This is a genomic window from Bacillus sp. FSL R5-0447, from assembly GCF_038606125.1.
GTDB classification, from domain to species: Bacteria; Bacillota; Bacilli; order Bacillales; family Bacillaceae; genus Bacillus; species Bacillus velezensis.
This window is the reverse complement of record NZ_CP152012.1, coordinates 4,061,539-4,082,272: the sequence shown is the minus strand read 5'-3', so window position 1 is coordinate 4,082,272 and position 20,734 is coordinate 4,061,539. Positions and strand designations below refer to the sequence as shown.

21 protein-coding genes are annotated in these 20,734 nt (G+C 49.7%); 8 read left to right on the top strand and 13 right to left on the bottom strand.

Features of this window, described 5'->3' with window-relative positions:
- Positions 1–204 precede the first annotated feature (204 nt).
- Positions 205–1,191: a choloylglycine hydrolase family protein gene (locus NYE68_RS20570; RefSeq protein ID WP_003150840.1), complete on the top strand. Its 987-nt coding sequence runs from the start codon at positions 205–207 to the stop codon at positions 1,189–1,191.
- A 37-nt stretch (positions 1,192–1,228) separates the two neighbouring features.
- Here the strand turns inward: NYE68_RS20570 and katX are convergent, their stop codons facing one another.
- From katX to NYE68_RS20505, 13 genes are all read right to left on the bottom strand, one after another.
- Positions 1,229–2,842 (bottom strand): catalase KatX, encoded by a 1,614-nt coding sequence (gene katX, locus NYE68_RS20565; protein ID WP_031379229.1) that lies wholly within the window; start codon positions 2,840–2,842, stop codon positions 1,229–1,231.
- Positions 2,843–2,919: 77 nt separating this feature from the next.
- On the bottom strand, positions 2,920–4,002 hold the full coding sequence (locus NYE68_RS20560; protein ID WP_033574341.1) for a glycosyl hydrolase: 1,083 nt from the start codon (positions 4,000–4,002) through the stop codon (positions 2,920–2,922).
- 19 nt (positions 4,003–4,021) lie between these two features.
- The gene (manA, locus tag NYE68_RS20555) at positions 4,022–4,966 is read right to left on the bottom strand and encodes a mannose-6-phosphate isomerase, class I (RefSeq protein ID WP_040238718.1); all 945 of its coding nucleotides are present in this window, start codon (positions 4,964–4,966) and stop codon (positions 4,022–4,024) included.
- Positions 4,963–5,844 carry an ROK family protein gene (locus NYE68_RS20550; RefSeq protein WP_266138714.1) on the bottom strand — a complete coding sequence of 294 codons (882 nt, stop codon included), beginning with the start codon at positions 5,842–5,844 and terminating at the stop codon, positions 4,963–4,965. Before NYE68_RS20550 ends, manA begins: the two co-directional genes overlap by 4 nt.
- A gap of 19 nt (positions 5,845–5,863) precedes the next feature.
- Positions 5,864–7,264 carry a glycoside hydrolase family 1 protein gene (locus NYE68_RS20545; protein ID WP_033574344.1) on the bottom strand — a complete coding sequence of 467 codons (1,401 nt, stop codon included), beginning with the start codon at positions 7,262–7,264 and terminating at the stop codon, positions 5,864–5,866.
- A gap of 29 nt (positions 7,265–7,293) precedes the next feature.
- Entirely contained in the window at positions 7,294–8,613 is a 1,320-nt protein-coding gene (gene celB, locus NYE68_RS20540; RefSeq protein ID WP_012118772.1) for a PTS cellobiose transporter subunit IIC, read from the bottom strand.
- Positions 8,614–8,631: 18 nt separating this feature from the next.
- Positions 8,632–8,949 carry a PTS lactose/cellobiose transporter subunit IIA gene (locus tag NYE68_RS20535; protein ID WP_007407750.1) on the bottom strand — a complete coding sequence of 106 codons (318 nt, stop codon included), beginning with the start codon at positions 8,947–8,949 and terminating at the stop codon, positions 8,632–8,634.
- A gap of 14 nt (positions 8,950–8,963) precedes the next feature.
- A complete protein-coding gene (locus NYE68_RS20530; RefSeq protein ID WP_007614670.1) occupies positions 8,964–9,275 on the bottom strand; it encodes a PTS sugar transporter subunit IIB in 312 nt (103 codons plus the stop codon).
- 153 nt (positions 9,276–9,428) lie between these two features.
- Positions 9,429–10,727, bottom strand: coding sequence for an arsenic transporter (locus NYE68_RS20525; RefSeq protein ID WP_324636218.1), 1,299 nt, complete (start codon positions 10,725–10,727; stop codon positions 9,429–9,431).
- 13 nt (positions 10,728–10,740) lie between these two features.
- Positions 10,741–11,091, bottom strand: a complete 351-nt coding sequence (locus NYE68_RS20520) for a metalloregulator ArsR/SmtB family transcription factor (RefSeq protein ID WP_025285481.1) — start codon at positions 11,089–11,091, stop codon at positions 10,741–10,743.
- A 102-nt stretch (positions 11,092–11,193) separates the two neighbouring features.
- A complete protein-coding gene (locus tag NYE68_RS20515) occupies positions 11,194–12,090 on the bottom strand; it encodes an ABC transporter substrate-binding protein (protein ID WP_007407746.1) in 897 nt (298 codons plus the stop codon).
- A 16-nt stretch (positions 12,091–12,106) separates the two neighbouring features.
- Entirely contained in the window at positions 12,107–13,120 is a 1,014-nt protein-coding gene (locus NYE68_RS20510; protein WP_007407745.1) for an iron ABC transporter permease, read from the bottom strand.
- On the bottom strand, positions 13,121–14,119 hold the full coding sequence (locus NYE68_RS20505; protein WP_042635747.1) for an iron ABC transporter permease: 999 nt from the start codon (positions 14,117–14,119) through the stop codon (positions 13,121–13,123).
- A 242-nt stretch (positions 14,120–14,361) separates the two neighbouring features.
- Here NYE68_RS20505 and NYE68_RS20500 point away from each other — a divergent pair, with 242 nt between their 5' ends.
- The 7 genes from NYE68_RS20500 to licH all read left to right on the top strand — a co-directional run bounded on the left by NYE68_RS20500 (position 14,362) and on the right by licH (position 20,697).
- Positions 14,362–14,952: a DNA-3-methyladenine glycosylase gene (locus NYE68_RS20500; protein WP_007407743.1), complete on the top strand. Its 591-nt coding sequence runs from the start codon at positions 14,362–14,364 to the stop codon at positions 14,950–14,952.
- 60 nt (positions 14,953–15,012) lie between these two features.
- Positions 15,013–15,138: a hypothetical protein gene (locus NYE68_RS20495; protein WP_003150859.1), complete on the top strand. Its 126-nt coding sequence runs from the start codon at positions 15,013–15,015 to the stop codon at positions 15,136–15,138.
- A gap of 146 nt (positions 15,139–15,284) precedes the next feature.
- Complete coding sequence (gene licR, locus NYE68_RS20490; RefSeq protein WP_324636219.1) at positions 15,285–17,240, top strand: transcriptional regulator LicR; 1,956 nt, start codon at positions 15,285–15,287, stop codon at positions 17,238–17,240.
- 98 nt (positions 17,241–17,338) lie between these two features.
- Positions 17,339–17,647 (top strand): PTS lichenan transporter subunit IIB, encoded by a 309-nt coding sequence (gene licB, locus NYE68_RS20485; protein WP_003150863.1) that lies wholly within the window; start codon positions 17,339–17,341, stop codon positions 17,645–17,647.
- A 15-nt stretch (positions 17,648–17,662) separates the two neighbouring features.
- A complete protein-coding gene (gene celB, locus NYE68_RS20480; RefSeq protein WP_015240833.1) occupies positions 17,663–19,021 on the top strand; it encodes a PTS cellobiose transporter subunit IIC in 1,359 nt (452 codons plus the stop codon).
- A gap of 18 nt (positions 19,022–19,039) precedes the next feature.
- Positions 19,040–19,372: a PTS lichenan transporter subunit IIA gene (licA, locus tag NYE68_RS20475; RefSeq protein ID WP_003150867.1), complete on the top strand. Its 333-nt coding sequence runs from the start codon at positions 19,040–19,042 to the stop codon at positions 19,370–19,372.
- Positions 19,369–20,697 carry a 6-phospho-beta-glucosidase LicH gene (gene licH, locus NYE68_RS20470; RefSeq protein WP_014419213.1) on the top strand — a complete coding sequence of 443 codons (1,329 nt, stop codon included), beginning with the start codon at positions 19,369–19,371 and terminating at the stop codon, positions 20,695–20,697. The genes licA and licH overlap by 4 nt, the downstream gene beginning before the upstream one ends.
- Positions 20,698–20,734 lie beyond the last annotated feature (37 nt).

Below are 20,734 nucleotides of genomic sequence, written 5' to 3'. Positions count from 1 at the left end.
GCCGTTCAAAATTTTTTTGAAAAAACGGAACAAACACTGCCGCCAAAACGATTTGCCAGGGTTTAAAAGGCATGGATATGCTTACGGACTAATATGTATTAAGGAGAAATGTGTCAATCTTTTGACGAATGGAGCCATTATTCGTTAAGCTGGAAGAATAGTTTACTTTGTGTAAATTTCATTAATGAAAAGGGGATTGATGATATGTGTACAAGTCTTACATTGAAAACGACAGACGGTAATCACCTATTGGCGCGAACGATGGATTTTGCATTTCAGCTCGGGACGGACGTCGTGCTTTATCCTCGTCAGTACAGCTGGAAAAGCGAAGCTGACGGCAGGATGCATAAGACGAAATACGCATTTATCGGCATGGGGAGAAATCTCGGCAATGTTCTGTTTGCCGACGGCGTAAATGAAAAAGGGCTGTCGTGTGCGACGCTGTATTTTCCGGGCTTTGCGGGATACGAGAAAGCGGAACGGGAGGGCACCTGTCACATCGCTCCTCATGAGTTTGTCACCTGGGCCTTATCAAACTGTGAATCTCTTGAAGACATAAAGGAAAAGCTCTCAATGCTGACGATTGTAGAGAAGAAGTTAATGTTATTGGATACGGTGCTGCCTCTTCATTGGATTTTATCAGACCGCACGGGCGGCTGCATTGTCATCGAGCCGACACCGGAGGGAATGAAAGTATATGACAACAAACCCGGAGTGATGACCAACAGTCCGGAATTTCCTTGGCATGTGACCAATCTGCGCCATTATATCGGAATCAGGCCGCAGCAGTCAGAAAGCAAAACATTGGGCGGAATGACATTAACCGCTTTCGGCCAAGGATCTGGAACGATCGGGCTTCCCGGTGATTACACGCCGCCATCCCGATTCATCAGAGCCGCTTATCTGAAAGAGCATTTAGAGCCTGCCGCTCATGAAACGGATGGCGTTACGGCCGCTTTTCACGTGCTGTCCAATGTGAATATTCCAAAAGGCGCGGTGATCACAGAGGAGAATGAAATTGATTATACGCAGTATACGTCGGTCATGTGCTGTGACACCGGGAACTACTACTTTCATCTGTACGACAACCGGCAGATTCACAAAGTAAGTTTATTCCATGAAGATCTTGACCGTCCGGAGCCGAAAGTATTTGCGGCCGCGGCGGAGCAGAATATACAGGAGCTGAATTAGCTCAAAAAAACAGGACGCGATTGTCCTGTTTTTTTATTTAATACGGATCAGACGGATGGCTTTCCTGTTCAGCCTGTTTTGCGGCTTGTGCTGTATCAGTAGTGCCGATCGGCCCGCCGCTGTTGCTTTCGGAGGCTTTTTTCAGCCCTTCCGCCACACGTTTTCCGTAGTCCGGATCTGCTTTTGTGAAATTCTCAATCATTTGATCCTGAATGTCTTTCCGGCAGGAAGAAAGCGTATTGACCAGGTTTGTGATCAATTCGTTCCGTTCAAATTCCGAAAATCTGCGGTATGTTTCTCCGGCCTGGCCGAAGTTATTCGACCGGTCGATCGCTTCCCGCTTCACATCGCCTTCGACATGAGGTGTATGGTCTTTCCCATCCTGCTTTGCTTCGTTGAGTCCTCCCATAATGGACGGCTCATAGTTGACGTGCGGGTTTTGTCCTTCTGCCCGATCGACCCGATACTGCATTTGCCCGCCTTCCTGGTTGGTGGCGACATGCTTTTTCGGCGAGTTGATCGGAAGCTGCAGGTAGTTTGCGCCGACGCGGTACCGCTGGGTATCTGAATAGGAGAATGTCCGCCCCTGAAGTAATTTGTCATCCGAAAAATCAAGGCCGTCCACAAGCACGCCCGTTCCGAATGACGCTTGTTCCACCTCGGCATGGTAGTTTTCCGGGTTTTTGTTCAGAACCAATTTACCGATCGGCTTCCAAGGGAAATCGTCTTTATACCACAGCTTGGTCGGATCAAGCGGATCAAAATCCAGCTCGGGGTGTTCGTCATCAGTCATGATTTGCGCATACACTTCCCACTCAGGGTAATCGCCTTTTTCAATCGCTTCATACAAATCCTGTGTCGCATGGTTAAAGTTTTTCCCCTGAATCTCTTCCGCTTCCTTCTGTGTCAGGTTGCGGATGCCCTGTTTCGGTTCAAAGTGATATTTGACGAGCACGGCTTTTCCTTCTTCATTGACCCATTTGTAGGCATGGACGCCTGAGCCCTGCATCTGCCGGTAGTTGGCCGGGATGCCCCACGGCGAAAACAAGAAAGTGATCATATGAGTCGCTTCCGGTGATTGGGAAATGAAGTCGAAAATACGCTCGCCGTCCTGAATGTTCGTAACGGGATCAGGCTGAAATGCGTGCACAAGATCCGGGAACTTCAGCGGATCACGGATAAAAAAGATTTTCAAGTTGTTGCCGACCAGATCCCAGTTGCCGTCTTCGGTATAAAGCTTAACGGCAAACCCCCGGGGATCACGCAATGTTTCCGGGGAATGCTTTCCGTGGTTGACGGTAGAAAACCGCACAAACGCCGGAGTTTTCATTCCTTTCTTTTGAAACACTTTCGCTCTTGTGTATGTAGAAATCTCCTCGTCTCCAAAACTTCCGTACGCCTCAAAGTATCCGTGTGCGCCGGCGCCGCGCGCGTGAACGACGCGCTCGGGAATCCGTTCGCGGTCAAAGTGGCTGATTTTCTCCAAAAAATCATAATTCTCCAATGTCGTCGGTCCTCTATTGCCGACTGTCCTGACATTCTGGTTGTCAGTGACCGGATGGCCCTGCCGGTTTGTCAGCGTGTCTTCTGACTCGCCTTTACCGGTCGTCTTACTGGAAAGCGTTTCTTCGCTGTTTTTGTTATTTTCCATTGTTGAACCCTCCTTTTTGAACGGTAACAATATGCCCAGCAGAGCCGTTTCTTAAAACCGATTTTCAAAAGAAGCGGTTATTCCGCGATCGGCGTCAAGGACCCGCCGTTCCATATTTCGCCCTTGTTCAGCGTCCAGCTGTTTTGATAAAGGCTTTGCGCGCCTTGATTGGCCGCCGGACTTAATTGTTCATCCCATGTCAAAAAGTACGTGGTCTCGGGGTATTTTTGCCTGATCGCCTTGATAAAAGCAGCATAATCAAAGCTTCCGATATTGCCGGACGGACCGGTTTCGGCAAAGGCAAACGGTTTTTTCAGAGACAGCATTTCATCATAGCCTGATATCGCATACGGATCAGTGAAGTAAGCGTCCAGACCGGTAATATCCACATAAGATGAGCCTGGGTAAAAGTCTGCCTTAAAGTCTCTGTTGGCATCCGGCGAATACACCCACAAAAGGTTATCCAACCCTCTTGTCTCTGTCATATAGCGGTATATCTTCTTGTAAAGCTCTTTGTACAGCGAGATTCTTTCCGTGTCTTTTTGGTTGTAGCCTGTCAGCCCCCACCAGAACCACTCGCCGTTCATTTCATGCAGCGGTCTGAACAGAACGGTGACGCCTTGATTTTTCAGCTGAGTAAGGCCGTCGGCGATTTTGCTGAGCAGCGCCTCAAGCCGTTTTCCTTCAACAGTTGAAGGGTCCAGAATGTTTTTGTACTGGCTGTTTGAGATGGCTGTTTTATAGTTTCCGGATGGAAAAGCCGGATTTGCGAGATGCAGGCTGACCTGAGGGAGGCCGCCGCTTTTCCAGTATGAGATTAAGCTGCTGTTGCAGCTGTAATCGATAGAATCGGTGATATCCGCTGTTTCAAGCCATCCTCTCCCATAGTCACAGCCGTAGATGGCGGGAGACTGTCCCGTCGCGTTTTTCAAGCGGTTTTCCTCTGTCATTGAAAAAGTGACATCGCTGTACCCGCCGAACGCCCCGGACATGACCCTGTTTTCTGAACGGTTGGGCAGGTGCGCCAGCCAGTTCATGATATCTTTTGTCGTCTGCTGGGCATTTGGGTTGACGGGATAAACGGTGTGAGCCGATATCGGGCTGGCGGCTCCTAAGAGTAATAAAACGATAGACAGGCAGACTGCTAACTTTTTGAGCATATAAAAGACCTCCTGATTTTTAAGATGATGAAGGATGTGAAACGATAACCTCACAATCTCCTTCTATAACAAAATCTCCGGAATCCGCCGGCACGATAAAGTGATCGCCTTTGTGAATGGGGCATCCATCCAGTTCTCCGCGTCCTTTCGTGACGCTTGCGAGTAAATACCGGCCGGGTGCGGGGAATGATGCTTTCCCGCTCACATCCCATTGATAAACTGAAAAGAAAGGTGTTTCGGCGAGTATCGTAATCAGAGCATCTCTGATCCGATGCTTTGTGCTTTTTACATTTTCATCGGTATGCGGAATGCCTGTTACGTCAATTGCTTTCTGAAGATGAAGCTCGCGTTTATTCCCGTTCCCATCCGTCCGGTCATAGTCGTAAAGCCGGTAGGTGGCATCAGAGCTTTGCTGGATTTCAAGAACGAGCGTACCTTCGCATAAAGCATGCAGTGTGCCGCTCGGGACATAGAAAAAGTCGCCGGGCTTAATGGGGATGCGGCGGAGCAGGTGATCCCACTCGTTTCGTTCAATAAGCCGAACGAAATCTTCTTTTGTTTGGGCGCGATGCCCTAAAATGAGCTCCGCGTCTTTTTTGCAGTCCAACACGTACCAGCATTCCGTTTTTCCGAGTTCTCCGTTTTCATGCCGATGTGCATATGCGTCATCCGGATGAACCTGCACGGATAAGTCCATATTTGCGTCAAGAATTTTTGTGAGCAGGGGAAAAGCCTCTTCTTTCGGATGTCCGAACAGGTCAGGGTGTTCACTCCAGAGACGCTGTAATGATGTTCCGGAAAAAGGCCCGTTCCGCACAATGGATGTGCCGTGCGGATGAGCTGAAATCGCCCAGCACTCTCCCGTCCGCTCAGAAGGAATCTCATACCCGAATGTATCGCGCAGCTTCGTCCCGCCCCATAATCTTTCTTTAAAAACCGGTTCCAAAAATAAGAGTTTCGTCATTTTCCCGCCTCCCGGTTTGCCGCTTCTAAGGCCTGCTCCGCCAATACGAGCGAACCGGCCGCGCCGGAGTGAATCCCTAATTGAGGGGGAACGATGAAGTGTTCAATGTCGGGCAGATCAATATATTGATTCAGCCGCTTTTTCACGTGCTGACGGATAGAAGAGAACAGCTGCCGCTGCTTCATGACGCCTCCGCCGAGAATGATCTTTTCCGGCGAAAGTATGAGAATATACTGCACAAGCGCTTCGGCAATATAATAGCCCTCAAGCTCCCACACTTCCTGCTGATCCGTGAGCAAAAATGCTTTTTTCCCCCAGCGTTTCTCAATGGCGGGGCCTGCCGCGAGACCTTCCAGACAATCTGTATGGTATGGGCAATTGCCTTTGTAGCCGTCGTCCGGATGTCTTCTGACATAAATGTGGCCCATTTCAGGATGAGACAGCCCTTGAACAAATCTGCCGTTCATAATGGCGCCCGCGCCGATGCCCGTGCCGACCGTCAAATAGAGGCAGCTGTCCGTGTTTTTGGCCGCGCCGAAAGAAGCTTCTCCGAGCGCCGCCGCATTCACGTCGGTGGTGAAGCCTGCGGGAATATCCAGAGCGCTTTTGATCGTTTGAAGAATAGGGCAGTTCCGCCAGGCTGTCTTCGGCGTCGCGGTGATGCACCCGTATGTTTGACTGTCAGGACGGATATCAATCGGCCCGAACGACCCGATGCCGATGGCTTCTATCGGGAAATCTTTAAAGTACCGGATGACCTGTCTGAGTGTGTCATCCGGTTCTCCCGTCGGAAACTCTGCTCTGTCCAGAATGGTGCCGTCTCTTTGTCCGGCGGCACAGACAAATTTCGTGCCGCCGGCTTCAATACCTCCAAGCATGGCCGTCCCTCCTCATCTGTTAAAATCCGTTTTGATCGGAAACGGATTTGAACCAGCGGCCGCTTTTTTTGACGGTTCGTTCGCCCCCGTTTTCCAGATTGACAGATACAAAGCCGTAGCGGTTTTTATAAGCATTTGTCCAAGACCAGTTGTCCATGAAAGTCCACAGGTGATAGCCTTTTACATTTGAACCTTCTCCGATGGCCCGATGCACCCATTTGAGATGTTCCTGGATAAATTCAATCCTGTAATCATCCTGAATGATGCCGTTTTCATCGCGGAAGCGTTCCTCGCCTTCTACTCCCATGCCGTTCTCGGAAATAAAACACTCGATATTTCCGTAATGTTCTCTGAGATTGGTGAGAATGTCGTAGATTCCTTTTTCGTAAATTTCCCACCCGCGGTGAGGGTTCATTTTCCGGCCGGGCATGACATACGGGTCGAAGAAACGCTCAGGCAGGAAAGGGGCATGCGGATTCGGAACATGTTCTTTTGCCTTGACGCGCCTCGGCTGGTAGTAGTTCACGCCTAACAGGTCGACCGTATGCTCCTGAATGAGGCGGAGATCTTCTTTCTCATAACGCGGCAGAAAGCCTTCCGCCTTGAGAATCTCGACAAGCTCCTCAGGAAATTCGCCCTTTACGGCGGGATCTAAAAATGAGCGGTTGAAAAAGGCGTCGGCAATCCGGGACGCTTTGACATCTTCAGGATGTGAGCTTCTCGGATAAGAAGGCGTCAAATTCAGAATGATTCCGATTTGTCCGTCCTGTTTCAATTCTCTGTAGGCTTTGACAGCCCTTGCATTCGACAGCAGGGTATGGAAACCGGCCTGCACCGCTTCTTGAAAATTAACGTGATTCGGGTAGTGAAAGTCGTATAAGTAGCCGCCTTCAATCGGCACAATCGGCTCGTTGTGAGTGAACCATTTTTTCACCTTGTCACCGAATAGCGAAAAGCAGGTTTCGGCGTAATGTTCAAACGCGTCAACGGTGTCCCGGCTGACCCAGCCCCCCTTACGCTGAAGGGCGAGCGGCATGTCAAAGTGAAACAAATTGACAAACGGCTCAATGCGATGGGCAAGCATTTCATCGATGACGTCCTGATAAAACGCGACCGCTTTCTGATTGACCTCGCCAGTTCCGTCCGGAATCAATCTTGACCAGGAAATAGACAGCCGGAAGGAGTTATGGCCGATTTCTTTCATCAGCCGGATATCCTCCTTGTATTGATCGTAAAAACGTGACGTGTCGCCGGGGCCGACGCCGTTAAAAAAACGGCTCGGCTCTTTTTCATACCAGTAATCCCATATGTTTTGGCTTTTTCCGTCTCTGTCAGCGGCGCCTTCTGTTTGGGTGGCGGAGGCGGAAGACCCCCACCAGAATCCTTCCGGAAAACGATATTGAATATTTGATTCAGTCAATTGATTTCTCTCCCTTACTGCGATTTTGATTACATACTCATGCTGTCATCCCGGGCATGCTGCTCGGTCTCAGCTTCTTTTTCCTTTGCCATGTTTAATTTGTCCAGCGCTTTAAGAAACGGGAACCAGATGACAAACACAATACAGAGGTTGACCAGCTGCATAATGCCGCCCATGACGGAATTGGTCGCCATAATCCCGTTAATGAAAAGGGGGACGGTCCAAGGCACGGTCACGCCGGTAGGAGGGGGCACGATCCCCGCCGACATGGCCAGGTAGGTGACAAGGGTGACAACCATCGGCGCGATGACCCACGGAATGATAATGATCGGGTTCATCACGATCGGCAAACCGAAAATAACCGGCTCATTGACGTTGAAGATGCCCGGCGCGAGACCGAGTTTGGATATCTGTTTCATCTGTTTGCTTTTCATAAAAAGCAAGATGGCGATCACTATGGCCAATGTCATTCCGGTTCCGCCCATTCCGACGGTGTAAATCTCCATAAACGGCTTAGAAATAATATGGGGAATCTCTTTTCCCGCTGTATACGCAGCTAAATTTTCGACCTGTAATGTATTCCAAATCGGGTCCATCACGGAATTGATAATGATTTGTCCGTGAAGTCCGAAAAACCATAAAATCTGAATAAAGAAAACAGCGATTAATGTAGGAATGATACCGCTTCCAAGTCCGACAAGCGGGGCTTGAACCGTATGATAAATGACATCATGCAGATTGGTGTGAAAGATCTGGGTGACAGCCGCATTGATCAAGAGGAAGACGGTAAGCGTGATAAAAGCCGGAATCAATGCGGCGAACGATTTAGCAACAGCCGGAGGAACACCGGCAGGCATCTTAATCGTTAAGTTTCTCTGAACGATTCTTCTGTAGATTTCACCTGACAAAAATGCGGTCATCATGCCGAGAAACATCCCTTTTGCTCCAAGCCGGTCAACCGGAATGACGCCTGCGACCGCTTTGCCCGTTTCCGGCTCTAAAACGAACGGGGTGAGCAGCAGAAAAGAAACCAATGCGATCGCTCCGCCGAATACGGCCTCCACTTCGTAGCTTTTGGAAAGGTAATAGCCGATCCCGAAGACGACAAAAATGGACATAATCCCCATCGTCGCCGTCGAAGCGCCGCCAAATCCGGATTGAAAGACAGACAGGGCGGAGCTGCTCATGATTTTGTTTAAAAACGGCAGGTTCGTCAGCACGACGAACACCGAACCGAAAATGGTCAGCGGAAACGCCAGCATAAAAGCATCCCGTAAGACTTGCAAGTAGCGGTTATTGTTTAATTTGCCCGCGATCGGAACAAGGAATTGGCTGATTTTCTCAAACACGTCTTCACCCCCGGCTTTTTATAAATTCTTTGATTGAAATAAATCGAGCATTTCTTTGACGAGCTCTTTCATTGAAAGCGCTGACATTAAGTGGTCTTCAGCATGCATAAAAAGCAGAGAGACATCCGTCTTGGCGCCGCCGGCTTCTTTTTGAATCATCTGAAAATGGATGTCGTGCGCTTTCCCCAGTTCTTCTTCAGCCTTTGTCAGAAAGGTGTCTGACTCATCTGTCCGGCCGTCTTTATATGCGCGTATCGATTGAATAATATTGCTGCGGGCATTGCCGCTGTGAAGAATCAGCTGAAAACTGATCTGTTCATCCGTGTACGTTTCCATGCTTATCGCCTCCTTTATTTGTTCTCAATCAAGGCAACGGCCTGTTCGTATGCTTTTTTGCCGTCTCCCATGCCGTATGCCATCATATCAATCACATCAACGGTGATGTGAAGCGGGTCCGCCTCTTTCTGAAGCTCACCTTTTAAAAAACTCATCTGCGGGCCGATCAGTACGACGTCTGCATCTTTCATCGCTTCTTTTGCTTTATCCTGTCCGACTGCCCAAATCTCGGCTTCCTCACCGATGGAGCGGGCGTAATTCTGCATTTTCGTAACAAGAAGGCTGGTGGACATGCCTGAGCTGCAGGCTAATAAAATTCTTTTCATGAGAAATCCCTTCTTTCATAAAGTTAAAACGTTTTCATGAATATTATAATCTTTTAAAACTAAATGTCTATACTTTTAAAATATAAAAGTTTTACTTTTCGGATTTTTGACACAAAAAAACCTTTTAAGATTCAACTTAAAAGGTTTTTCATCTCAAGCGAGCCATAACAGCCATAAATAAAGTCCGATCAGGGTGATGAATAACGTCGGAATGGTTAATATCAGACCTGTCTTGAAATACATTCCCCAGGAAATTTTCACGTTTTTCCGGCTCAGCACGTGGAGCCATAACAACGTCGCCAGCGACCCGATCGGCGTGATCTTCGGCCCGAGGTCCGAACCGATAACATTCGCGTAAATCAATGCTTCTCTCATCAGCCCGTGAGCGTCCGTTCCGCTGATGGCTATGGCGTCAATCATCACCGTCGGCAGGTTATTCATAACGGAGGAGAGGATCGCCGCGATAAACCCCATTCCGAGTGTGCCCGCAAACAAACCGTGATCCGCCGCTTTCTGTATAAGCTGAGAAAGAAGATCCGTCAGTCCGGCATTCCGCAAGCCGTACACGACAACATACATGCCGACAGAAAAAAACACGATGGCCCACGGGGCGTCCTTGATGACTTGTTTCGCAGGGACGGCGGGGCTTCGCTGCGCCAGAATGAGAAAAATGACCGCGATGGAGCCGGCAACGAAGGAAACGGGTATCGACAGCAGTTCGCTGACGAAATATCCGATCAATAAAACGGCCAACACAGCCCACGATAACCGGAAAAGGCGTTCATCCTTAATCGCGGATGCCGGATGTTTCACAAGACCGGTGTCATACCGTTTCGGAATGTTTTTTCTGAAATAGAGATACAGCACCAAAATGCTTGCCGCCAGAGAAAAAAGGTTGGGCACCAGCATGCGTGATGCATATTCAATGTATCCGATATGAAAGTAATCGGCGGATACAATATTGACCAAATTGCTTACAACGAGCGGAAGCGAGGTGGTGTCGGCGATGAATCCTCCGGCGATAATAAAAGGAAAAACCAGCTTTTCAGGTAAATTCAAAGCCCGCACCATCGCCAGTACGATCGGGGTCAAAATGAGCGCCGCTCCGTCATTGGCAAACAGGGCGGAGACAACAGCCCCTAAGACCGACACATAGAGAAACATCCGCAGCCCGCTGCCCTTGGCCGCCATGGCCATATGCAGCGCGGCCCACTCAAAAAAACCGATACTGTCAAGAATCAATGAAATGATAATAATGGCGATAAAGGCAAGTGTCGCATTCCAGACGATTCCCGTCACTTCCGCGATATCGTGCAGGCTGACTGCTCCGGCGATCAAAGCGAGGACCGCCCCGCCGCAGGCAGACCAGCCGATTGATATATGTTTCGGCTGCCATATGACAAACACAAGTGTCAGCACAAAAATCAGCGCTGATAAAACCGCAACTCCCAAGAATATATCCCCCTTACCGGCATGTAACAGTGACTTCTTTTTGCCGCAATGTCTGTAAAACTTCGTCCTTTTCATCTATCTGCTGCAGAATCGAGCAAACCAGCGCGTATTCCGGACCGGACGGATGAATGGCATAGTACCGCCACTGGCCCTCGCGTCTTTCCCGCACAAGGCCGGCGTTCTTTAACTTCCTCAAGTGCTGGCTGATGCCGGGCTGACTTATATGAAAAATAGCTGTCAGCTCGCAGACACAATATTCCTTATCCTTCAGAAGCTTCAGCATCAAAAGCCTCGTCGGGTCGCTTAGAAGTTTGAGGCACTGGCTGATCCCTTCGGAACTTAAAGCATGATGCCTTCGTTCCATGCGCTCACTCCTTTTTTACACTATTATATAAGCAGATGTTTATATAAGTAAACGACAATATAAAAAAGCCGGCCTTGCACTTTTTGCAAAACCGGCTCGTGTTTATTTTTGGAACAGTTTTTTCGCTTCATCCATTGCTAATTTATTTCCCAGTGCTGAATAATCAAGCCAAGGCTGATCGGCAATTTTATAGACGTGGTTTGCTTTCACGGCCTTCAGCCCTTTCCATACAGCGCTTTTTTGCAATTCTTTATAGGCTTGCTGTGATTTGTCGTCTCTGTTAACGACGACGAAAATCGCATCTGCGTTGTAATCAGGCAGCACTTCTTGAGAAATGACTTCATAAGGGCGGGAGGTGTTCATTTCTTTAATGCCGTCAGCCGGTTTCAGCTTCAGATCGTCAAACAGAATCGGTCCCATCGGACGGCGTGTGCTGAAGACGCGAAGCTCTTTTGCGTTCACGCGGATCGCCATGACTTTGGCGTTTTTCCCTAATTCCTTATTCATCATGGATCTGACTTGTTTTGTTTCATCTTCGTAATCTTGAATAAATGTTTTCGCTTCTTTTTCACGGTTGACGATTTTTCCGATATCTTTTAAATGATCGCGCCAAGTGCCTTTATCAAGGTCGAAAACGTGTGTGTTTCCGATTTTCTTGTATTTTGACACATCTTTTCCCGCAAATTCTTTATCAAGATAAATGTTGTCTGGATTCAGCTCAAGTAAAGCTTCCATATCCGGGTCTGAGGCAGGTCCGAGTTTTTTCGTGTCTTTCAGCTGATTTTTCACATGAGGGAGAAAATCTTTCAATTCTCCGCCCACGACGGAACCGGCAGGTGTAACGCCGAGAGCCAGCAGATCATTTGTCAGGTGAATGGACATCGAAGCGATTTTATGATCGCCGGATTTCTTTTTTGACTCCGGCTGTGTTGAATCGGATTGGCAGGCAGCCAATAAGAAAATACACATGAAACTGACGAGCGCAATTATTTTTTTCATGGGAATACTCCTTGTTTTATGATTTGATTTTCATGACGAGATAGAGAAAATACGGCGCGCCGATGGCTGCCGCAACCACGCCGGCCGGAATGGCGTTCGGCTGAAACAAAGACCGGCCGATGGTGTCTGCCGCGACAAGAATGACGAGTCCGATTAATCCCGCAATCGGGATAATATGCTGATGCATGGTGCCGACGAGCCGTCTTGCCAAGTGAGGGGCGGCAAAGCCGATAAAGCCGATTCCCCCGGCCATCGCGACGCTCGCGCAGGACAAGCCGACCGCTATGGCGATCAGCATGATCCTTTTTCTCTGCACGTGTGCGCCGAGCCCCGCGGCTGCCTGGTCACCGAGCATTAAAATATTCAAAGACCGGGCGTTCAGCCATGCAAGCGGTGCGAGAATGCCGATCCAGGGCAATAGCGACCACACGTGAATCCAATCCCTGCCCCAGACGTTTCCCACCAGCCAGCGGGAAGCGAATGTATAAGTTTCTTCATTCAGTCGCAGCGACATAAACAATGTAACGGCGCTGAAGCCCGCGGAAACGGCGATCCCGACTAACAGCATGCGGATCGTTAAAAAACCGTTCAGCCTGTCGTACGTAAGCACTACGATCAGCAGGGCGGCGAGTGTTCCGCCCGCAAACGTAAACAGCGGGATGAACATCGATGCCTGCGCCTCCAGGGAATGAAAGAACGTGATATACATCATCAAACCGAAGGAAGCGCCGGCATGCAGTCCGAGAATGCCCGGATCGGCAAGCGGATTTCGGGATACACCCTGCAAAATAGCGCCCGACACTCCTAAACCGATGCCGGCCAGCATCGTCACCAGAATCCGGGGAAGCCGGTAATCGAATAAAACGGTTGTGCTTTGAAACGTGCCGTATCCGAACAGCGTTTTTCCCACCGTGAGAGGAGAAAGCCGGAATGAGCCCGTATGCAGCCCGATCAGAATAATGCAAACGGCGATGACCAGCAGAATGAGTCCTGCCGCCGCCGCTTTTTTTGTTTCTTTCTGCACTTTCATTTATAAGTCTCTCCCTTCCTTGCGGGCAATATAAAGAAAGAAAGGGACACCGACAAGTGCGACCATAATGCCTATCGCCAATTCCCTCGGGGGACTGACCGTGCGCGAGGCCAGGTCAGCCAAAATCAATAGAATCGCGCCGAGTAACGCGGACATCGGAATAATCAGCCTGTACGTAACGCCGACGATCTTTCGCGCGATATGGGGAATGACCAGCCCGACAAAGCCGATCGCGCCGGCAGCGGAAACAGACACACCGGCAAGAACGACGGCGATCATTAATCCGGCGGCACGCGTCAGAGCCGTGTTCACCCCTAAATTCGCCGCCACGTCATTTCCCATTGAGAGAAGGGTGACGGACCGGCCCATGAATGTCGCGAGAATGATGAAGACCGCAATCACGGGAACAAGGACTTGTAGATGAGCCCACTTGATCCCTGACACCCCGCCGGCGTACCAGAAGGCCAAATCCTGGCTTAAATCGTAATAAATCGCCACACCGGTACTGAGTGAATGTAAAAGAGCGGCCACGACCGCCCCGGCAAGCGTCACTTTTAAAGGTGTCATGCTGCCTTTTCCCGCCGCACTGATAAAGAAAATCAAGCCGGTGCTTGCCAGTGCTCCCAAAAATGACATCACCATCAGCAGGGCGTATGACAAATGAGGGAAAAAAGCAAAACTGAGCGCAACAACAAACATGGCGCCCGCGTTTACGCCTAAGACACCCGAATCGGCAAGCGGGTTTCTCGTGACACCCTGCATGAGGGCGCCGGCTGCGGCAAAAGCGGCTCCTGTAACGGCCGCCCCGAGCACCCTCGGAAGACGCAATTCATGAATGATCTGCTGGCCCGTTATATTCGGATTGTAATCAGCAACAGCCGACCAAACCGTATGTAAAGTAATGTCTTTCGCGCCGAATGAGACGGCGAAAAAAATAGATACAAGCAGCCCGATCACCGCGATCAGGAAGAAAACCCCATTTTTTAAGATGCTGATCAGACGGTTTGCGGACCTGACAGAATCGCTCAAAAATCAATTCACCTACTTTTATGATCATTGTCCGGTATTTATTGAACATGAGAATCATTTTCATTTGAACCATCATATTATACCGAGCCGATTTTCAAAACGCAATAGAGCGTTCAACAATAATGTCCTTTTTTTCTCTCATGTTTATATTGTAAAAAAGAAGTGAAAAACGTGAAAGAGGAAATCGCTATATTCAGAAAGGAGGGAGGCAAATGGCGGGAGAACGAAAGCCTTTGCCGATTGAATTTTACCAGAGACCGTCAGTGGAGCTTGCCCCTTTATTGCTCGGCTGTCTCTTGGTGAAGGAGACGGATGAGGGAACGGCTTCAGGTTTTATCGTGGAAACGGAAGCTTATATGGGAGCGGAAGACCGGGCGGCGCACAGCTTCGGCAACCGGCGCACGAAACGGACGGAAATTATGTTCCATGAGGCGGGCCGCATTTATACATACGTCATGCACACTCATACATTAATGAACGTCGTCGCCGCGGACATCGGCATTCCGCAGGCCGTGTTAATCAGGGCGGCGGAGCCTCATGAAGGACAGTTCCTGATGGAGAGCAGGAGACCGGGCAGACCCCCGAGAGAGTGGACAAACGGCCCGGGAAAACTGACGAAGGCGATGGGCATTTCAATGAACGACTACGGCGGCATGATCACGGAACCGCCGCTGTATATTACGGAGGGCTTTACGCCTGAGCATATATCAACAGGCCCGAGAATCGGGATTGACAACAGCGGAGAAGCCCGGGATTATCCGTGGCGCTATTGGGTGACGGGGAACCGGTATGTCTCACGCTGACCATGTTTATAAACGCTGATAACAGGGGAAAGACAAGGTAAAAGAAAGGGGATTCAGACATTGAAAAAATTTTTCAAAACGATTATCAAATGGGCGCCCGTCATCTATCCGATCATCAGAAAAATCATAAAAGAACGGAAGGCATCTAAGCGGAACCGCATGTCCGCATCCCGAACAGCCGGCTGATCCGGCTGTTTTTTTACGGGCTTGGCATCGGATTGCCGCATTGACTTGAAATCCTCCCCATTATAGAATTTACATACATTTACCCCTTCCTCATTCTATTTGCCCATTTTTCACGTCTGCATCTGATCTGATAGGAGGTTTTTCTCATGCTTCATGGGCGGCTTCGTGAACTTTTGCGCTTGCTTTTAGCTGCTGAAACACCGGTTACAAGCTCAGTCATCGCTGCAAATGTAAAGGTAACGACGCGGACGGTCCGCAATGACATAAAGGAACTGCAAACCATTGTAGAAAAACACGGCGCATCCATTCAATCTGTCAGAGGGAGCGGCTATAAGCTGCTGATCCGGAATGAGCAGCCGTTTAAAAACTGGCTTCAGGACAATTTCCAGCAGAACAGCACCGTGCCGATTTTTCCCGATGAACGGATAGATTACCTTATGAAAAGAATGCTTCTGGCCGACGGCTACCTCAAGCTGGATGACTTGGCGGAAGAACTATTCATCAGTAAATCCACACTTCAATCTGATTTAAAAGAAGTCAAAAAACGGCTCCGCCCCTATGACATCATTTTGGAAACAAGGCCGAACTACGGCTTTAAGCTGCGCGGCGAAGAGCTCCGCCTCCGTTATTGTATGGCGGAATACTTAGTGGACGACCGCGAGCCTGAGCCTGATCTCCTGAGTGAAAAGGCCGGTATTCTGCCGAAAGACGACATTCAAGTGATCCGATCAGCCATTATGAAGCAGGTTCGAAACCATAAGATCCCGCTTTCTTTCTTCGGCCTGAACAATCTCATCATCCATATCGCCATTGCCTGCAAACGAATCCGGACAGAAAACTATGTATCTCTCATTCCGGAAGATCTTCATGATATTAAGCTTGAAACAGAATATCAGTCAGCGGAAGCCATCGTAAAAGAGCTTGAATCGGCGCTTTCGGTCACCTTTCCCGAACAGGAAACCGCCTATATCGCCATTCACCTGCTCGGGACAAAGCGCATGACCCAGTCACAACTGGAAGGAAAAGAGCTTACAAGGCTGATAGACGGAGAAACCAGCCGTTTGACGGAGGCCATGATCGAGGCCATTGAGCGGGAGCTGAAGCTCGGAATCACGGACGACAATGAGCTGAAAGCGGGTCTTGCGCTCCACATCAAGCCGGCGATTAACCGAAACCGGTACGGAATGAACCTGAGAAACCCGATGCTCTCCGCCATAAAGGAAAATTATCCGCTCGCATTTGAAGCGGGAGTGATTGCGGGAATCGTGATCAAGGAGCAAACCGGCATTGATATTCATGAGAATGAGATCGGATATTTGGCGCTTCATTTCGGAGCCGCCATCGAAAGGAGAAAGACGGAACGGCCGCCTAAGCGCTGTCTGATTGTCTGTGCGTCCGGCGCCGGCAGCGCACAGCTTTTAAGAGAAAAGCTCCGTTCCCGGTTCGCAAAGCGTCTTGAAATCGTCGGAACGGCTGATTACTGCAGCCTTGACCAGCTTTCCTTTGAGTCGATTGATTTTGTGGTCAGCACAGTGCCGATCAAAAAAGACCTGCCCGTTCCCGTGTTGAAGGTTCATACGCTGTTGGGCAGCGGGGATTTTACAAAAATCGACGCCATGCTGGAAGAAAAGCGGGAACAATTGAACTTTCTGAAACCGGAGCTGGTATTTTTGCAACAGGATCTGGAGACGAAGGAGGACGTCATCCGTTTTCTCGGACAGCAGGTTGCAGAAGCCGGCCTCGCTTCTGATTCTCTGACCGATTCTATTTTTGAAAGGGAAGCGATTTCTCCTACGAGTTTCGGCAATCTTACGGCGATTCCGCACCCGCTCGTTCCGCAGACAGACACGACGTTTTGGGCGGTATGCACGCTGAAGAAGCCGATTGACTGGGCGGATAAGCGTGTCCAATTTGTCTGCCTGCTCTGCGTCGAGAAAGAAAGCAAAGCCGACCTCCAGCATATGTACAAATGGCTCGGCGGGATGTTAGATGATCCGGCCGCGGTAAGCCGTCTCTTAAAATGCACAGCCTATCAGGAGGTTTTACGAGTATTCAGAGACAAACGATCAGAGAAAGACCGGGATACACCTTTTTTCCGTTAACAGCGGAAAAAGCCTGAGTAGTTATGAAAGCGATTTCATAATATGATGGTACTAACATCGAGACATACAAAATATCAAACTTTCAGGAGGTCTTTTACATGAATATATTACTCGTTTGTGCAGCAGGGATGTCAACAAGCTTACTCGTCACCAAGATGGAAAAAAGCGCGCAGGAACAAGGAAAAGAATATAAAATCTGGGCGGTGTCAGGCGATTCAGTCAACCAGCATATTGATAAAGCGGACGTATTGCTGCTTGGGCCTCAAGTCCGTTATTTGCTTCCGCAGCTGAAAAAATTGGGTGAATCAAAAGGAGTGCCGGTTGAAGTCATCAATACCGTCCATTACGGCACATGCAACGGAGCGGAGGTTCTGAAATCAGCGGAACAGCTCGGAAACGCATCGTAGAAAGGGGCGGGCCGTGTGAATAAGGTGAACCAGTTTTTAGAAGAGAAAGTCATGCCCATTGCCGGAAAAATTGCCTCCCAGCGGCATCTGCAAGCATTGCGTGACGGGATCATCCTCACCATGCCGCTTATCATCATCGGTTCGTTTTTTCTGATCATCGGCAACCTGCCGATTCCGGGATATGCGGATTTCATGGCAAAAACGTTCGGAAGCGCCTGGTCTCAAAAACTGCAATATCCGGTTGATGCGACCTTTGAAATCATGGGTCTTGTCGCCGCTTTCGGAATCGCCTACCGCCTGGCCGAAAAATACGGTGTGGACGCTTTATCGGCCGGTGCGATATCTTTGGCGGCGTTTCTCTTGGCAACGCCGTACAAAGTTCCGTTTCTGCCTTCCGGCGCCAAAGAGGAAATCATGGTCGGCGGCGGCATCCCGCTGTCTCTCATGGGAAGCAAAGGGCTGTTTGTCGCGATGATCATCGCCATGCTGTCGACGGAAATTTACCGCCTGATCATCCAGCGGAATTTCGTCTTCAAAATGCCGGACGGCGTGCCTCCTGCGGTCAGTAAATCGTTTATCGCTTTAATTCCCGGTTTTGCCGTCATCTTTCTGATCTGGGGCGCGCGTTTAATTGTCGAAGCGACACCGTTTGAAAGCCTTCATAACATTGTAAGCGTTGTACTGGGGACACCGCTCTCGATTCTTGGGGGAAGTCTCGGCGGAAGCCTGATAGCCGAAGCGGTTCAAATGCTCTTGTGGGCGTGCGGATTACACGGGGCGAACATAGTCGGCGGCGTCATGGCGCCGATCTGGTTCGGAGCGATGGATGCCAACCGGATTGCGTTTCAGGCGGGCGATGCGCTTCCGAATATTTTCACCCAGCAGTTTTTTGAAATCTGGATCAACATCGGCGGAAGCGGCGCGACACTGGCGCTCGTGGTCACCATGTTTCTCCGTTCGCGAAGCAAGCAGATGAAGCAGCTTGGGAAACTCGCCATCGGGCCGGCCGTCTTTAATATTAATGAGCCGATTATTTTCGGAATGCCGATCGTCATGAACCCGATGCTTCTCATTCCGTTCATTATCACACCGCTTGTCACACTGGTCCTTACCTATATCGGCATGAGCACTGGCCTCGTCGCCAAACCTGCCGGCATTGCCGTCCCATGGACGATGCCGCCGATTTTCTCCGGCTATCTTGCCACGGGCGGAAAAATATCAGGGGCTGTCATGCAGGCGATTAACATCATCACAGCCTTTATCGTGTACTATCCGTTCTTCAGAATGTGGGATTCGCAAAAGCTGAAAGAAGAAAACGAACTTGAACAATCGCAGGCGCCAGCCGTACAGGGAGACGAAAAAGCCGTGCTGTAGAGAAAGGGAGTGAAACACATGAATGAAAAAATGGAACAGACCATTTTTCAGATCATCCTGCATGGCGGCAACGGCAGAAGCGCATCAATGGAAGCCATTGCCGCCGCAAAGCGGGGGGACAGAGCCATGGCGGAAGAAAAGCTTCAGGAAGCCGCAAGGGAACTGACCGAAGCCCATCATTATCAGACAGAACTGATCCAAAATGAAGCCGGCGGAGAAAAAACAGACATGACGCTTTTAATGGTGCATGCGCAAGATCATTTAATGAATGCCATGACCGTGAAAGACTTGGCCGCTGAGTTAGTCGAGATTTACGAAAAAGTGAGTCTGCAAGGGGGAGCAAAAATATGACAAAAGGAATTAAAATTGTAACGATCGGCGGAGGTTCAAGCTATACACCGGAGCTTGTGGAAGGCATCATTAAACGCTATGAGGAACTGCCTGTCAGAGAATTATGGCTCGTCGACATTCCCGAAGGCGAGAAAAAACTCAATATTGTCGGCACGCTTGCAAAACGCATGGTCGAAAAAGCGGGTGTTCCGATAGAGATTCACCTGACGCTTGACCGGAGAGAAGCCTTGAAGGATGCGGATTTCGTAACGACTCAATTCCGCGTCGGTCTTCTTGAGGCCCGCGCCAAAGACGAACGGATTCCGTTAAAATACGGCGTAATCGGCCAGGAGACAAACGGTCCGGGCGGTTTATTCAAAGGGCTGCGCACCATCCCGGTTATTCTGGAAATCGCGAAAGACATCGAAGAGCTTTGTCCGAATGCATGGCTCGTGAATTTCACAAACCCTGCCGGCATGGTTACCGAGGCCTTGCTCCGCTACTCGAATCTCACAAAAGTCGTCGGCCTCTGCAATGTGCCGATCGGCATTAAAATGGGCGTCGCAAAAGCATTGGACGTGGATGTCAGCCGGATCGAAGTGCAATTTGCCGGGCTGAATCACATGGTCTTCGGATTAGATGTTTTCTTAGACGGCGTCAGCGTGAAAGATCAAGTCATTGAAGCCATGGGAGACCCGAAAAACGCCATGACGATGAAAAATATTTCAGGGGCGGAATGGGAGCCTGAATTCCTGAAGGCGCTCGATCTGATTCCTTGCGGCTACCACCGCTATTATTTCAAAACGAAAGAAATGCTCGAGCATGAAATAGAAGCGTCACAGACGGAGGGCACACGCGCCGAGGTCGTGCAGAAGGTTGAGAAAGAACTGTTCGAACTGTACAAAGATCCGAATCTCGCCATCAAACCGCCGCAGCTTGAAAAACGGGGCGGAGCGTACTACAGTGACGCGGCCTGCAACCTGATCAGCTCCATCTATAACGACAAACATGATATCCAGCCCGTCAATACGATCAACAACGGCGCGATCGCCAGCATTCCGAATGACTCAGCGGTCGAAGTGAACTGTGTTATGACGAAAGACGGTCCGAAACCGATCGCCGTCGGTGATCTGCCGGTGTCTGTCCGCGGACTCGTCCAGCAAATCAAATCATTTGAGCGTGTCGCCGCTGAAGCAGCCGTCACGGGAGATTATCAAACGGCGCTACTTGCGATGACGATCAACCCTCTCGTCCCGTCAGACTCCGTGGCAAAGGCCATTCTGGATGAAATGCTTGAGGCCCACAAAGAACATCTGCCTCATTTCTTTAAGTCGATTGAAGCATAAGAGCAGTAAAAAAACCCGGATTCGATTCCGGGTTTTT